The 13,709-nt window shown below is 66.9% G+C and carries 13 protein-coding genes; 3 read left to right on the top strand and 10 right to left on the bottom strand.

Features of this window, described 5'->3' with window-relative positions:
* Nucleotides 1–31: 31 nt before the first annotated feature.
* Together NQ038_RS14315 and NQ038_RS14310 are read right to left on the bottom strand one after the other, a co-directional pair.
* Entirely contained in the window at nucleotides 32–595 is a 564-nt protein-coding gene (locus tag NQ038_RS14315) for a rhomboid family intramembrane serine protease (protein ID WP_257062880.1), read from the bottom strand.
* A gap of 78 nt (nucleotides 596–673) precedes the next feature.
* Nucleotides 674–1,240, bottom strand: coding sequence for a peptidylprolyl isomerase (locus NQ038_RS14310; protein ID WP_257059369.1), 567 nt, complete (start codon nucleotides 1,238–1,240; stop codon nucleotides 674–676).
* A gap of 203 nt (nucleotides 1,241–1,443) precedes the next feature.
* Here NQ038_RS14310 and NQ038_RS14305 point away from each other — a divergent pair, with 203 nt between their 5' ends.
* Nucleotides 1,444–2,235: a hypothetical protein gene (locus NQ038_RS14305; RefSeq protein WP_257062879.1), complete on the top strand. Its 792-nt coding sequence runs from the start codon at nucleotides 1,444–1,446 to the stop codon at nucleotides 2,233–2,235.
* Nucleotides 2,236–2,662: 427 nt separating this feature from the next.
* Entirely contained in the window at nucleotides 2,663–4,189 is a 1,527-nt protein-coding gene (locus tag NQ038_RS14300) for an oligopeptide:H+ symporter (RefSeq protein ID WP_257062878.1), read from the top strand.
* A 5-nt stretch (nucleotides 4,190–4,194) separates the two neighbouring features.
* Here the strand turns inward: NQ038_RS14300 and NQ038_RS14295 are convergent, their stop codons facing one another.
* The 8 genes from NQ038_RS14295 to NQ038_RS14260 form a co-directional block, all read right to left on the bottom strand.
* On the bottom strand, nucleotides 4,195–5,697 hold the full coding sequence (locus tag NQ038_RS14295) for a serine hydrolase domain-containing protein (protein ID WP_257059374.1): 1,503 nt from the start codon (nucleotides 5,695–5,697) through the stop codon (nucleotides 4,195–4,197).
* A gap of 35 nt (nucleotides 5,698–5,732) precedes the next feature.
* Nucleotides 5,733–6,548: an ABC transporter ATP-binding protein gene (locus tag NQ038_RS14290; protein WP_257059376.1), complete on the bottom strand. Its 816-nt coding sequence runs from the start codon at nucleotides 6,546–6,548 to the stop codon at nucleotides 5,733–5,735.
* On the bottom strand, nucleotides 6,545–7,336 hold the full coding sequence (locus NQ038_RS14285) for an ABC transporter ATP-binding protein (RefSeq protein WP_257059377.1): 792 nt from the start codon (nucleotides 7,334–7,336) through the stop codon (nucleotides 6,545–6,547). The genes NQ038_RS14290 and NQ038_RS14285 overlap by 4 nt, the downstream gene beginning before the upstream one ends.
* The gene (locus NQ038_RS14280; RefSeq protein WP_257059380.1) at nucleotides 7,333–8,238 is read right to left on the bottom strand and encodes an ABC transporter permease; all 906 of its coding nucleotides are present in this window, start codon (nucleotides 8,236–8,238) and stop codon (nucleotides 7,333–7,335) included. The genes NQ038_RS14285 and NQ038_RS14280 overlap by 4 nt, the downstream gene beginning before the upstream one ends.
* Complete coding sequence (locus NQ038_RS14275; protein ID WP_257059383.1) at nucleotides 8,235–9,305, bottom strand: ABC transporter permease; 1,071 nt, start codon at nucleotides 9,303–9,305, stop codon at nucleotides 8,235–8,237. The genes NQ038_RS14280 and NQ038_RS14275 overlap by 4 nt, the downstream gene beginning before the upstream one ends.
* A 16-nt stretch (nucleotides 9,306–9,321) precedes the next feature.
* Nucleotides 9,322–10,893: an ABC transporter substrate-binding protein gene (locus NQ038_RS14270; protein WP_257059386.1), complete on the bottom strand. Its 1,572-nt coding sequence runs from the start codon at nucleotides 10,891–10,893 to the stop codon at nucleotides 9,322–9,324.
* Between the two features lie 105 nt (nucleotides 10,894–10,998).
* Nucleotides 10,999–11,649, bottom strand: coding sequence for a GrpB family protein (locus tag NQ038_RS14265; RefSeq protein WP_257062877.1), 651 nt, complete (start codon nucleotides 11,647–11,649; stop codon nucleotides 10,999–11,001).
* A 4-nt stretch (nucleotides 11,650–11,653) separates the two neighbouring features.
* Nucleotides 11,654–12,958 carry an amidohydrolase gene (locus NQ038_RS14260; protein ID WP_257062876.1) on the bottom strand — a complete coding sequence of 435 codons (1,305 nt, stop codon included), beginning with the start codon at nucleotides 12,956–12,958 and terminating at the stop codon, nucleotides 11,654–11,656.
* Between the two features lie 361 nt (nucleotides 12,959–13,319).
* Here NQ038_RS14260 and NQ038_RS14255 point away from each other — a divergent pair, with 361 nt between their 5' ends.
* Nucleotides 13,320–13,709, top strand: a complete 390-nt coding sequence (locus tag NQ038_RS14255; RefSeq protein ID WP_257062875.1) for a hypothetical protein — start codon at nucleotides 13,320–13,322, stop codon at nucleotides 13,707–13,709.

Genomic DNA, 13,709 nt, shown 5'->3' with positions numbered 1-13,709 from the left:
CCCACCGCGGGGAACCGGACCAAGGTGACTGCTAAGTGGAGCGGGAACGGAGTTTGCGGACCAGGAAATAGCAGCAGCCCAGCACGAAGCCGGTGATCAGCCCGCCCAGGTGGGCCTCCCAGGCCACCTGCGGATTGAACAGCGGGTAGAGCGCGCCCAGCAGGATGAACACGAGCACGCCGCTCCAGTTGCGGTCCAGTCGCCGGGTCGGGACCAGCAGCACGCCCACCAAGCCGTACACCGCTCCCGAGGCGCCGACGAACACAGTGCCCGGTGACACCACGGCGGGCCACAGGATCGACAGCAGCAGCGGGCACAGGGATCCGCCCAGCGCGGCCAACAGGTAGGTGCCCAGGACGAAGAAACGTCCCAGGGACCTCTCCAAGAAGCTGCCGAAGAAGAACAGGCCCACCATGTTGAACAGCAAATGGGTGGGCCCGGCATGGACCAACACCACACTCAGCGCGCGCCAGGGCTCGGCGGCCGTCAACACCGGCACGAAGGCCAGGCGGGAGGTGAGCCCGGTGCCCGGCAGCAGGTTCACCAGATAGGCCAGGACGGTCAGCGCCACCAGGGACAGAGTGACAATGGGCACGCCCCGCCACCTGCGTGATGAGGTGGCGGGGCGCGGGGTTTCGCTCACGGGAGTGACCGGGTCGGACTGCGGCGGGCCTCAGGCCTTGGGCAGGACCTCGACGGTCTCGATGAACGCGGGCTCGGCCGGGGCGTCCTGGAAGCCGGTCTTAACGGCCTCGAGGGCGTCGACGACCTTCTTCGACTCATCGTCGGCGACCTCGCCGAAGATGGTGTGCGCGCCATTGAGGTGCGGGGTGGGAACGGTGGTGATGAAGAACTGGCTGCCGTTGGTGCCCTTCTTCACCCGGTTGCCGAAGGCGTCCAGACCCACACGCGTTCCGGCGTTGGCCATGGCCAGCAGGTAGGGGCGGTCGAACTGCAGTTCGGGGTGGATCTCATCGTCGAACTGGTAGCCGGGGCCACCGGTGCCGCGGCCCAGCGGGTCGCCGCCCTGGATCATGAAGTTCTTGATGATGCGGTGGAACTTCACGCCGTCGTAGAACGGGGTGGGGTTCGTCCGACCGGCGTCGTCCTTGTACTCCTTGGAGCCGTCGGCCAGGCCGACGAAGTTCGCGACGGTCTTGGGGGCGTGGTTGCCGAACATGTTCAGCTTGATGTCGCCCAGATTCGTGTGCAGGATGACCTGCTGCGTGGAGATACTCATGCCCCCTATTCTTCCATGCACACCCCGCCGTAGACGTCCAGCCCACGTTCAGCTGGGCGCGCAATACCGCCGAAAACCCCGCCCCTCCCCCGCTGTACAAGGACTTGTGCGGAACTTTCCAGCTCGGCAGGCGGAATCCGGACCATAAACGGCGAGCGGATGAATAGACTAGGGGTAACAGTTTTTCCACGTTGGAGGGTGAAATGTTCAAAAAGGCCAGCCAGAAGAACAGCCGCAAGCTGCTGTCTAGCAATGTTTCCGACGTCGTCACCGGCGTGACCGAGGCGGTCCGCGAGGGCTCCGCCCAGGCGATCGAGAAGAGCGGCCCCTATCTGGAGAAGGCCAATGCCTTCCTGCACGAAACGGCGGAGCGCCTGCACGCCGCCGCCGACGATGCCCGCCCCAAGGTCACCGCCGCACTGGAATCGGGCAAACAGCGGGCGACCGAGGCCGTCTCGGATGCCCGTGACCAGATCGACGCCCGCTACGGCGACCAGATCGCCGACGCATCCGTCGAGCTGACCCGCAAGCGCGGAAAGCTGCTGGCCCAGTCCGGTGACCAGCTGACCCGTCTGTCCGCGCTGGTCGCCGGCGCCAAGACCCCCGCCGCCGTGACCGACCTGGCGACCAGGCTGACCGGGGATAAGAAGGCCCTGAAGAAGGCGCAGAGCGCTCTGGCCGAACGCGGCAAGGAACTGGCCAAGGCGGCCAAGAAGCAGGCGAAGATCGACGCCAAGGCCGGCAAGAAGGGCGGCCGTTGGTTCATCTGGGTCCTGTTCCTGGGTGCGGCCGGCGGTATCGGCTACTTCGTCTACAAGGCGCTCAAGCCGGTCGAGGATCCCTGGTCGACCCCGCTGCCGGGCAACCGCCCCGCCGACGCCCGTCCGGTCGGTTCGACCCCGGCCTCGGAAGCGGCCAAGCCGGTCGTGTCCAAGGTCGAAGAGCCCACCGCTGACGACGCAGAGGAAGTCGAGGCCGAGGTCGAAGAGGACTGACCCCAGCCGGCGCCATCGGTGCCCGGTGAGTCGCACCGGGCACCACAGGTGAGCACACGAACGCCCGCGGGCCGTGTGGACCACCCCTTTCGGGGGAACCGTCCACACGGCCCGCGGGCGTTCTGCGCGCCTGCCCGTCCAAGGGTGAACCGACCACCCGTGGATGAGCAGGCACTTTGGTCTGCTTTCGATTGGTTTTTTCGGACAAACTTGACTGCTGACGAATAGCCGAGGCCGCACCCGGGTGCGGAATGAGCGGTACCCGGGTGCGGCCTCGGGCGCGGTATCCGATAGAGTCGGCGAAGGCCTTATCGTCTCTGCACAATGACTGCGCAGTAACGCAGATCACGTGCGTGACGACGGGGCCGTTTTGTTTGCCCAATTCGATCTCACCCAAAAGGTAGTGATTCTTTCCGAAAGGAGCCGCGTGCCCAACAGCACCCAGGTACCCATCGACGACCAGATCAGCATCATGGCAGCACAGCGCGAAGGTGCCCTGCCCGATCAGGACAACCCCACGCGACAACCCGTGAGCCCGCGCAGGGCGATCGGCTCGATGGCATTCACCGAACTGTGGGAACGGTTCTCCTTCTACGGACTGCAGGGGATCCTGAGCTTCTACCTGCTGTACTCCCTGGACCGCGGCGGTCTGGAAGTGCCCGCAGCGGCGGCCGCCGGAATCGTCGGAGCCTATGGCGGCGCCGTGTACCTGGCCCAGCTGCTGGGCGCCTGGGCAGGTGAGCGCCTGCTCAGCCCGCGCACCATGGTGCTGCTGGGCGGCATCATCATCACGGCGGGGCACGTGTGCCTGGCCGCTCTGCCCGGCATGCTGGGGCTGGGCGTCGGCCTGGTGCTCATCATCGCCGGAACCGGGGCGCTGAAGACGAACATCACCTCGATCGTGGGCTTCGTCGTCGCCGACAAGCCCGCCGCGGCGCGCGATGCGAGCTTCTCCTACTTCTACATGGCGATCAACGGCGGAGCCGTGCTGGGACCGCTGCTGACCGGCTTCGTGCAGAACGAGTGGGGCTTCCACTGGGGCTTCGGGCTGGCGGCCGTCGGCATGCTGGGCGCGCTGATCCAGTACCTGTTCGGGATGCGCGGCCTGCCGGAGCGGGCCAAGCACCCCTCCAATCCCCTGCCGATCGCTGCCATCTGGAAGCCCGCGACCACGGCCATCGCAGCCCTGCTCATCATCGCCGTGGCGTCTCTGTCCGGCTGGCTCAAGGCCGCGAACCTGTCCTCGCTCGTGACCATCGTGGCGCTGGTGGCCGCCGCCGGGTACTTCCTGGTGATGTGGACGTCGTCCACGGTGGGCCGGGACGAGAAGAAGCGGACCGTGGCCTACCTACCGCTGTTCCTGCTGTCGGGCTGCTACTTCGGGTTCCTGTTCCAGAAGTTCACCGCCGTGTCCATCCTGATCAGCGAGCGGGTCGATCTGAGCGTGGGCGGCTGGACCTTCCCCGTCGCCTGGATCACCATGGTCAGTCCGCTGGCGGGCGTCCTGGCCACCCCGCTGATCGCGCGGCTGTGGCAGCGCCTGGGCGCCCGCCAGCCCGGAGCACCGGCGAAGTTCGCGATCGGCCTGTGCCAGATCGGCGTGGCCTATCTGTACCTGCTGTTGGTGACCACGCTGACCGGGGATGCGACGATCCCGGTGTGGTTGGTGCTGTTGTTCATGGTGGTGGCGGGGTCCTCCGAGGTCTTCGTCGGCCCGATCGGCCTGTCGCTGGCCACGAAGATCGGTCCCAAGCGCTTCGGCACGCAGATGGTGGGGTTGAACTTCCTGACCCTGGCCCTGGGCTCATCGCTGTCAGGCCTGCTGGGCCAGCTGTTCACCGCGATCTCGAATACCGCGTACTTCACCTTCGTGTCCGGTGCGGCCATCGTGTTCGGCCTAATCCTCCTGCTAGCGCGGCGGCCCCTGGCCCGCGGGTTGAACGCGGGGCTGTAGGCGGGCTACCCCGGTGACAGCGGGGTGGCGCGACCGTCCGTGTGCACATAGCGACTGCCGTCGGGCAGGTGCAGGAAGGAGACCGCGGACCAGGCTCCAGTCTCCTTGCTGTAGCGGGCGAACCGGCCGTCGGCCCCGTCGGCCAAGGGCGCCAGGACCGAGGTGGCCACGGGGATGTCCTCGACCTCGGTGAAGGGACTCGTGTCCACCTGTCGGATGCGCAGCACTTCTCGAGCCGAGGTTCCCGGGGCTCCGGGTGCCCCGGGCTCCCCCTCCTCCGGTCCGAGCATCACCTCGATGCGTTCCTCCGCCCGGACGTACGCACCGGTCAGTTCGGCCGCTACCTCGGAGGACAGTGCTCGGTCCCGCCAGTCCTCCGGAGGCGCGACCCGGCCGGGCTTGGCGATCCCCGCCAAATCTGCGAAGACGCGTTCGAACAGCTCCTCGTAGACCATCTGGCCATTGCCGCCGTTGGTCAGCAGCACCACCGCGGTGCCGGAGTCCGGGTGGATGCGCAGATAGGCCGTCTGGCCCATGGTGCCGCCATCGTGACCGTAGACGCGGGCGCCGTTCCAGTCCGAAAGCACCCAGCCCAGGCCCCGGGCATCTCCCGAGGTCCCGCGGTCGGGTTGGGCGACCTGTTCGGTCTGCATCAGAGCCACCGCCTCGGGTCCCAGCACCCGGGTCCCGGTTTCCGCCCGGCCCTCGGCCATGTGCATATATGCGAAGGCCAGGACGTCCGCGGCCCGGGCGACCACTGCGCCGGCCGGACCGGAACTACGCGGCAGGTGCCACTGCCGGATCACCCTGGTGGAGCCGGCGATGTCCTCGTGGCCCACCGCGACATCGCCCAAGAGGATCGCGTCCTCGGGCAGGGTCACGGAATGGTCCAATCCCAGCGGGTCCAACAGCGATTCGCGCAGGGCTGTGTCCCAACCCTTACCGGTCAGGCGTTCGATGACCAGCCCGGCCAGGGAGAATCCGGAATTGCAGTAGGAGTACATCGCGCCCACCGGATGGATCTGAGCGGCCTCGGCTAGAACGTCCAGGTACTTCTCCAAGCAGTCGTCGCCGCGCCCTGTGTCGATGAACAGGTCTCCGTCGATCCCGCTGGTGTGGGTGAGCAGATGCCGCACGGTCAGCTCTTCGCGGGCGCGCGGGTCACGCAGCTCGAACTCCGGCAGGATGTCGCGAACCCGTGTGTCCAGGGTGATCGCCTCCCCGCTCGCCGGAACCGGGGTGTCTGCCTCGATCAGCTGCATGAGCAGCGTGGTCGTGTAGATCTTGGTGATCGAACCGATCTGGAAGATCGAATCCGGGGTGACGGGCGCCCCTGTGCGCAGGTTGACGCTCCCGTGGACCGCCACTGCGATCTCCGGAGTGCCGGCTGCACCGCCGGGTGCGGTCGGATCCATCCGGAGGATGCCCAGTTGGGCGCCCGGCACCCCATGGCGCTCGCACAGTTCGGCCAACAGGTCCCGGTAGGCGGCGGTAAGCCTCTGGTGCACACCCTGCGAATACTGCCCCGGCACAACCGCGCCCATCAGGCTCCGGCCTCGCCCGGAATGGTCCCCAGTCCGTCGACCTTCGGGATCGCGGCCAGCAGCCGTTGTGTGTACGGGTGACCCGGTTCGTTCCAGATCTGCTCGGTGTCGCCGACCTCGACGATCCGTCCCGCCTCCATCACCGCCACACGATCGGCGATCTCCCTGACCACCGAGAGGTCGTGGCTGATGAAGATGAGCGAGGCGCCCGATTCGATCGCGAGGTCGCGCATCATCTGCGCCACGCGCGACTGCAGGAAGGCGTCGAGGGAGGCGATCGGCTCATCGCCGATGAGCACCTTGGGCCCTGCTGCCAGGGCCCTGGCGATGGCGATCCGCTGCCGCTGCCCGCCGGAGAAGGCGTGGGGGAAGCGGTTGGCCGCAGTGGTGGGCAGGTCCACTGCCGCCAGTAGGTCCTTGACCGTCCACCGGCCGGCCGGATCCAGGGCCAGTGCGTCCTCGATCTGCTCTCCGATCCGGCGCCGCGGGTTGAGCGAGGCGTAGGGGTTCTGGAAGACCATCTGGATGCCCAGCAATTCGGCAGGGCGCCGACGGAATCCCAGGGGCCGCACCGGGGTGGACTCGAAGGTGATGGTGCCCTCCGAGGTCTTCTCCAGGCCGCAGATCAGCTTCGCCAGGGTCGATTTGCCGCAGCCGGACTCCCCCACCAGGCCCAGGACCTCGGATTCGGCCAGGTTCAGGGAGACGTCGTTGACGGCGCGGAAGCGCCCGCCGCCGTCCAGCTTGTACTCGCAGGCGACGTGGTCGACGGCGAGCACGGTGGGGCGCGTGGGCGCAGGGGCTGCCGGGCTCATCCGGCCACCTCCGTTCCTGGCAGGGATTCGATGAGTGAGCGGGTGTAGTCGTGCTGCGGATTCACGATCACCGAGTGCCGGTCGCCGGTCTCCACGACCCGTCCGTTCTGCATCACGACGATGGTGTCCGCGACCGAGGACAGCACGCCGAAGTCGTGGGTCACCAGCAGCACGGCCAGTTCGAGGTCGTCGCACAGATCGCGCAGCAGGCGCAGGATCCCGGCTTGGACGGTGACGTCGAGCGCTGTGGTCGGTTCGTCGGCGATGAGCACCCGGGGTTCGCAGATCACCGCCGAGGCGAAGGCGATGCGCTGCAGCTGTCCGCCGGAGAACTGGTGCGGGTACTTCTTGACCGCGCCCTCCGGGTCGGGGACCCGGGTCTTGGCCAGGATCTCCACTGCGCGGGCGAGTGCTTCCCTCTTCCCCATCTTCCGATGGTGCCGCAGGTGGTCGGTCAGCTGGGCGCCCACCGAGAGCATCGGGTGGAAGGCCGAGGACGGGTCCTGGAAGACCATCGCCAGGGAAGTCCCGCGCAGCGCATTGTGTGCCTTGGGGCTCAACCCCACCAGTTCGCGGCCTTCGAAGTCGATGCTGCCGGACAGCCTGGCGCCGGCCGGGGACAGCCCCATGATGGCCATACCGGTCTGGGTCTTGCCCGAACCCGAGGCCCCGGCGACGCCGGTGATCTTCCCGGCTTCCAGCGTGAAGGACACATCGTGCAGGATGTGGTTCTCGTTCTTGCCCTGGCCGACGACCAGGTTGAGATCCCGCAGGGTGACGACACTCATCCGTTGGCTCCTTCCACCTGTTTGGCGGTTCGGGGGTCCAGCGCGTCGCGCAGGCTGTCGCCCAGGAAGTTGAAGGCCATGACGACCGTCAGAATGCAGATGCCGGGGAACAGTGCGATCCACCAGGCGTTGAATTGCGATACGCCCTCGCTGATCATCGCACCCCAGTCGGGTGCCGGAGGCACCACGCCCAGGGACAGGAAGGACAGGCCTGCCATCGTCAGGATCGCCTCGCCCACACCCAGGGTCGCCAGCACCACGACGGGTGAGACCACATTGGGAGTGATGTCGCGGAACAGCGACTTCCAGGGGCTGAAGCCCAGCAGGCGGCCGGCGACCACGTATTCGCTGTTGCGCGCGGTCATGACCAGGGCTCGCGTGGTCCTGGCGTACTGCGGCCAGGACACGATGAGGATCGCGATGATCGCGTTCTTCAGACCGGGCCCCAGCGCCGCGGCGATGACCATGGCCAGGATGATCGTCGGGAAGGCGAAGACCAGGTCGGCGATGCGCATGATGACCTCGTCCACGGCCTTGCCGAAGTATCCGGCGATGGCGCCGAGCACGGAGCCGATGATGGCCGAACACAGCACGACGAAGATCGCGGCAGGCAGGGTGGTGCGCGCGGAGACGATGATGCGCGAGAGGACATCGCGGCCCAGGGTGTCGGTGCCCAGGGCATTGTCCCCACCCGGTGCCTGCAGACGGGTGAAGCTCTGCGCCAATGGGTCGAAGGGTGCCAGCAGCGGGGCGAGGACTGCGATCAGCAGCCACAGCACCAGGATGATCCCGCCGGTGACGCCCAGCGGGGTGCGCAGTGCCTGGGGAACCCGGAAGCGCCAGCGCTTGATGCCGAGCTCCACCGCCTCCTTGCTGCTGAGTTGACTGTGCGGGGCGCTCATCGGACCCTCACTCGGGGGTCGATGAGGCCGTAGATGACATCCACGATGAAGTTCACTCCGATGTAGACAATGCCGATGACCAGGCCGACGCCCATGATGACGGGCAGGTCCAGCGAGGTGGCGCCGCGATAGGCGAATTGGCCCAGACCGTTCCAGGCGAACACGGTTTCGGTCAGCACCGCCCCTGATAGCAGGGACCCGAAGGCCAGGCCCACCACGGTGATGATGGGCACCAGGGCACCGCGGAAGATATAGCTGAAGACCACGGTGCGCCCCGGCAGGCCCTTGGCCTTGGCCGCGGTGACGTAGTCCAGGTTCATCACGTCCAACACGCTGGAACGGCTGAAGCGGGTCAGCAGGCCGATGGTGAACAGGGCCAGCACGCAGGACGGCAGGACCAGATGGGACACCGCATTGGCGAAGGTGCTCAGCTGTCCGGCGAACAGGGCGTCCACCGTGTACAGGCCCGTTACCTTGGGCGGCGGAGTGACCCAGGGGTCCAGACGCCCGGCCCCGCTGACGATTCCGGCCTTGAACGACAGCAGATAGTAGGCGATCGTGGCGATCCAGAAGGTCGGAGCCGAGATCCCGATGAGGCTCAGCGCACGGATCACGTAGTCCAGAACCGTGTTCTGTTTAAGAGCCGCCAGCAGGCCCAGCAGCAGGCCGATGACGACCGCGATGACGATCGCGCCCAGGCCCAGTTCGATGGTCGCGGGGAACACGTTGCCGATCGAGTCCAGGACGGGCACCCTGGTCTGATTGGAGACGCCCAGGTCACCCCGGAGCAGATTGCCCAGGTAGGTGAAGTACTGGATCAGCAAGGGTTGGTCCAGGCCCAGATCCCGCCGCGTCTGTTCGACGATGGCGGGATCTGCTGCGGCCCGGTCCCCCAGGATCGCCTGGACGGGATCGGCGGGGACCAGGTTGGTCAGCAGGAAGGTCACGACGGTGACACCCCAGATGAGCAGTGCGCTGATGGCCAGGCGGATGAGAACGTAGCGCAGCAGCGGATGAAGCTTGGGCGGCTTGATCCGCTGCTGCGCGCCGGTGACGGCGACGGTCATACTGGTCGGTCCCCGCCTATTCGGCCTTGGCGAAGTCGAAGTCCGCATCCGCGTTGGACACGAACTTGGTGATCGACGAGCCGATCACCACGGTCTGCACGGGCTGGACCAGCGGAATGAACGGGCCGTTGGCAGTCGCCGATTCGAAGGCCTTCTGGTAGGCCGGACCACGGGCGTCGCCTGCGGTCTTGTTCGCCGCGTCGATCAGCTTCGTGGTGGCAGGATCGGCATCGCCGACCCAGCCGGCGCGTTCGGACACGGACTGGCCCGGGGTGAACACCAGGTAGTTCGTCGGATCGGGGAAGTCAGCGCCCCAGGTGCTGATACCCATGGGCTGCTTGCCGGACCGGAAGCCGTCGAGCTGGGTGGCGCTGGGTGCGGGTTTGAGCGACAGTTTGATGCCAGCTTCCTTCACCTGGGCCTGCACGGACTCAGCCAGCTGGGACAGGTTCAGCCCGTTGACGGTCTGATCGCTGCTGTAGTGGAAGGGGATCTCCTCGCCCTTGTACCCGGCCTTGCTCAGCAGTTCCTTCGCCTTTTCCACATCCCGGTTGGGCGCCTGGTCCTTCGGCACCGAGCCCACGAATTCGTTCGGGACGACGCTGGCCATGCGCTGCGCGCCCTCGCCGCCGAGTCCCACGACCTTGTCGTAGTCGACCGCGTAGCGCATCGCATCGCGGAAGTCCTTCTTGGAGGTGATATCGCTGACCTTGGAACTGTCATTGGCGAAGATGTAGATGCTCTTGGTCGACGGCAGGGATGCGACCTGGGCCTTGGACTGGTCCAGGGTCTTCACCTGGTCCGGACCCAGGTCGAAGGCGACCTGGGTCTGGCCGGACTGGATGTCGCTGAGCTGCGTATCGGCGGAGACGTTGTTGATGACGACTCGCTTGTATTTGGGAGCCGGGCCGTTGTAGTGCTCATTGGCCGCCAACACGACCTTGCTCTCCGCGTTGTAGCTTTCAACCTTGTAGGGGCCGGAGCCCTGCGAGTTGTTGTCCAGGAACTGTTCGGCCTTGTCCTTCTCGTCCGTCGTGCCGCCGTTGGCCTTGACCTCCTTGGCGTTGAGCACGCCCAGGTTGGAGTTCGGCAGGATGTAGGGCAGGGCAGGGTTCGGATCCTTGCTGGTCAGCGTGATCGTCTCATCATCGACCTTCTTGACCGTCACCCCGTCGAGGTAGAAGGAAGGATTGCCCTTGACGCCCTGCAGACGCTGGTAGCTGAAGACGATGTCGTCGACGGTCACCGGATCGCCATTGGAGAACTTGGCGTCCTTCTCCTTGAACTTAAGCGTGAGGACCTTGTTGTCCTTGGACATTGTGTACGAGCACAGGCCGTCGGTGGGCTTCTTGAGGTCGCCGTCGGGGAAGGTCAGCGCGGTCTGGTAGAGCGCGTCCTCAATCCGGGAACCGCTGAGCTCGAACTGCCGCGCCGGGTCGATGGTCTTGAGGTCGAAGGTCATTTCGGCGACCAAGGTGTCGCCGGCGGCGGAGCCTTCGTTCGAACCGCCACCGCTGCACGCGCCGAGGCTGACGGTCAAGCCGACGGCCACGGCCGCGGAGAGGATCATTGTGGGGAGACGTCGCATAACCGAACTTTCTTCAGCAATCAGTGGGACTCGTTACATTATGTACGATGCCTCACAGATTTCTGAAATCCGGCTGAACCCCGGCGGTCCTCGGTTGCGTCCCGTTCACAAACCCGCCGCGGCGAATGCCCTGGCGTAGATCTCGCGCAGCACAGCCTGCTTGCGCGCGTTGTACTCCATGACGACCTCGCCGGCCGCGTTCGAGGTCCGAGCCGCGGCACGCTTCGCCGTCGCGTAGAGGTCCCGGTCGGCAGGCTCGCGCCGCAGGTGGTCGCGGAAGATCCGGTGCCGCCATGGCTCCGGGGAATCCGGGCCGAAGACGTGCAGATTCGCGCGTATCGCCTTGGCATCCGAACCGCCTGGCTCCGATGCACAGGACTCCGCCGCCCCCGGCTCGAACCGCAGGCACCGGTGCTCGTACCACCAGGGTTCGCGCACGGTCAGGATGAACCCGGCCGCCTCCAGCCCCGGCAGCCACGCATCCTCCGCGGCAGGGTCGGCCACGATCAGGTCCATGTCGATCACCGGTTTGGCGGCCAGCCCCGGCACCGAGGTCGATCCCACGTGCTGCAGCGCCAGCACCCGGGCGCCCAGGACCCCGGCGATCCGCGCGGCCAGCGCTTCGTAGTGTGCAGGCCACACGGGGTCGTACTCGTCCACCGCGATGGGTGCCACTACCGGCTCCACCACCCACGGCGAGGCGCCCGCGGGCGGCGCATCGTCACCGAAGGTCACGATGTCGCGCGCCCGGGGCATCGGATCACCGCCCGATGCTCTTCAGGAAGGCCGCGGCACCCAGGGCGATATCGGCCTCGGCTGCCACCGCGATCGGCAGGCAGGCCTCGTCCACGTCGAAGTCCTCGGTGTGGTGGCCCCACGGGGTGTCCATCCCGACCTGCACATAGGTCTCCAGGCCACCGCGCTCGGCCACGCGCTTCATCATCGCCGTCGCGTCCTCGGAACCGGAGCCGCCGCCGGAGTCCTTGACGTTCTTGACCCCCGCGGTGTGTGCGAAGGCCTCGTGCACGTACGGCAGCAGCTCCGGGGTCGGCAGTGCGGTGTCGGCCTTGCCCGTGATCGTCAGTTCGTAGTCGACGTCGTACATCCGCGCGGCGCCGGCCACGACGTCCTGCGCGCGGGCGAACATGAAATCGTTGATGTCCGAGGACGCGCCCCGGCACTCCGCCCGGAGCACGGCCTTGCGCGGGACCACATTGCGACCCTCGCCCGCGACGAAGGTGCCGACGTTGATCCGGCTGGCACCCGCGGAATGGCGCTGGATCGCGTGCAGGTTCAGCGTGGCCGAGGCCGCCGCCAGCAACGCGTTCTTGCCCTTCTCCGGGTCACCGCCGGCATGCGCGCCGACCCCGGAGAACTCCACGTCGAACTTCGTGCTGGCCAGGTACTTGTCCGCGCCCGTGCACACATTGCCCAGACCCTCGCCGGCGCCCACGTGGGTGGCCAGGAACAGGTCGACATCGTCGAACCAGCCCTTGGCGACGATCGAATGCGATCCGCGCACGCCCTCCTCGGCCGGCTGGAAGATGATCTTCACCGTGCCGGTGAGTTCCTCCTTGTGCTCGGTCAGCACCGTCGCCAGACCCAGGCCGATCGCGGCGTGCCCGTCGTGGCCACAGCCGTGCATGGCCCCGGCGTTGACCGAGGCGAAGCCCTCGGCGGTGGGCCGGTGCTCGTTCGAGGGGTTCTCGTTGAGGTCATTGGAGTCGATGTCCACGCGGAAGCACACGACCGGGCCGGGCCGACCGGTGTTCAGAGTGCCCAGCACACCGGTGAAGCCATCGCCCATGGCCTCGACCAGTTCGGGGTCCCCGCCCTGGGCCACGGCGCGCTCGCGGGCCGCTGCCAGGACCTCGGCGGTGGGCACGCCCAGGCGCTCATCGGCGACGTGCAGTTCCGGACCGTAGACCGTGTCCCAGCCCAAAGCGCGCAATACGTGGATGATCTTCGAGGTAGTGCGGAACTCCGTCCACCCCGGCTCCGCGTACTTGTGGAAGTCACGCCTCCACGCTGTCAGCTGTTCGGTGAGTTCGGGCGTGAGTTCCATCTGTTCCTCCAGGTCGGGACGGTGTCCGCATCATGGTGTTCGCGTTCACACCCAATCTACCCGGCAGGTCCATGGTACCCGCGTGCGGGCCCACCCGGCGGGGGCGGACGAGGCCAGGTGTTGAAGAGCGGCTGGCGGCCCTCAGCCGGGCGCCGACCACTCTGTTCTCGCCCCACCACCGAATTCAGATCGACCCAGACCACATCCCCCTTGTCCGCGAGAGCCACGAGATATTCCAGCTGTTCGCCCACGGTGCGGTGCTGCGCCGCCGCCTGCGGCTTCAGCCTGTCCCTCGCCTCACTGCCGACCTCGACCGTGCGCAGGTCCTATGGGGATCGGTCAGTGCGACTAGGCTACCCCCATGTCCACCGCACAGCCGCGCAACGATGCCGCCCGGCGCGCACGCACAATATTCTTCTGCCTGGCCATCGTGGGCATTCCAGTCACGGTCGTCTCGTGGACCTGGTACGGCCTGGCCCAATTCGAGGAGCAGTCCGAACAGTCCAAGGCCCTGGACGCCGGAACGACAATGGCCGGCACGGGAGAATTGATGGGCGGGGTCCCACTGATCTTCGTACACATCGTCGGGCTACTTGCACTGGGCCTATTCGGACGGTTGGGGTGGAGCACAAAGGGCATACGGAGGGGAGTTGCGGCCGTGGCGATTGTCAGCCTCATCGGCATCCTGGCCGCGGAGCTGTTCTTCGGCGGCAGGCTCTTCTCCTACGGCGCACGCAACGTCCAACCCTGA

Origin of the sequence: Brevibacterium sp. 50QC2O2 (assembly GCF_024580675.1) — a bacterium.
Lineage (GTDB): Bacteria > Actinomycetota > Actinomycetes > Actinomycetales > Brevibacteriaceae > Brevibacterium > Brevibacterium moorei.
This window is presented reverse-complemented; position numbering and strand designations above follow the sequence as displayed.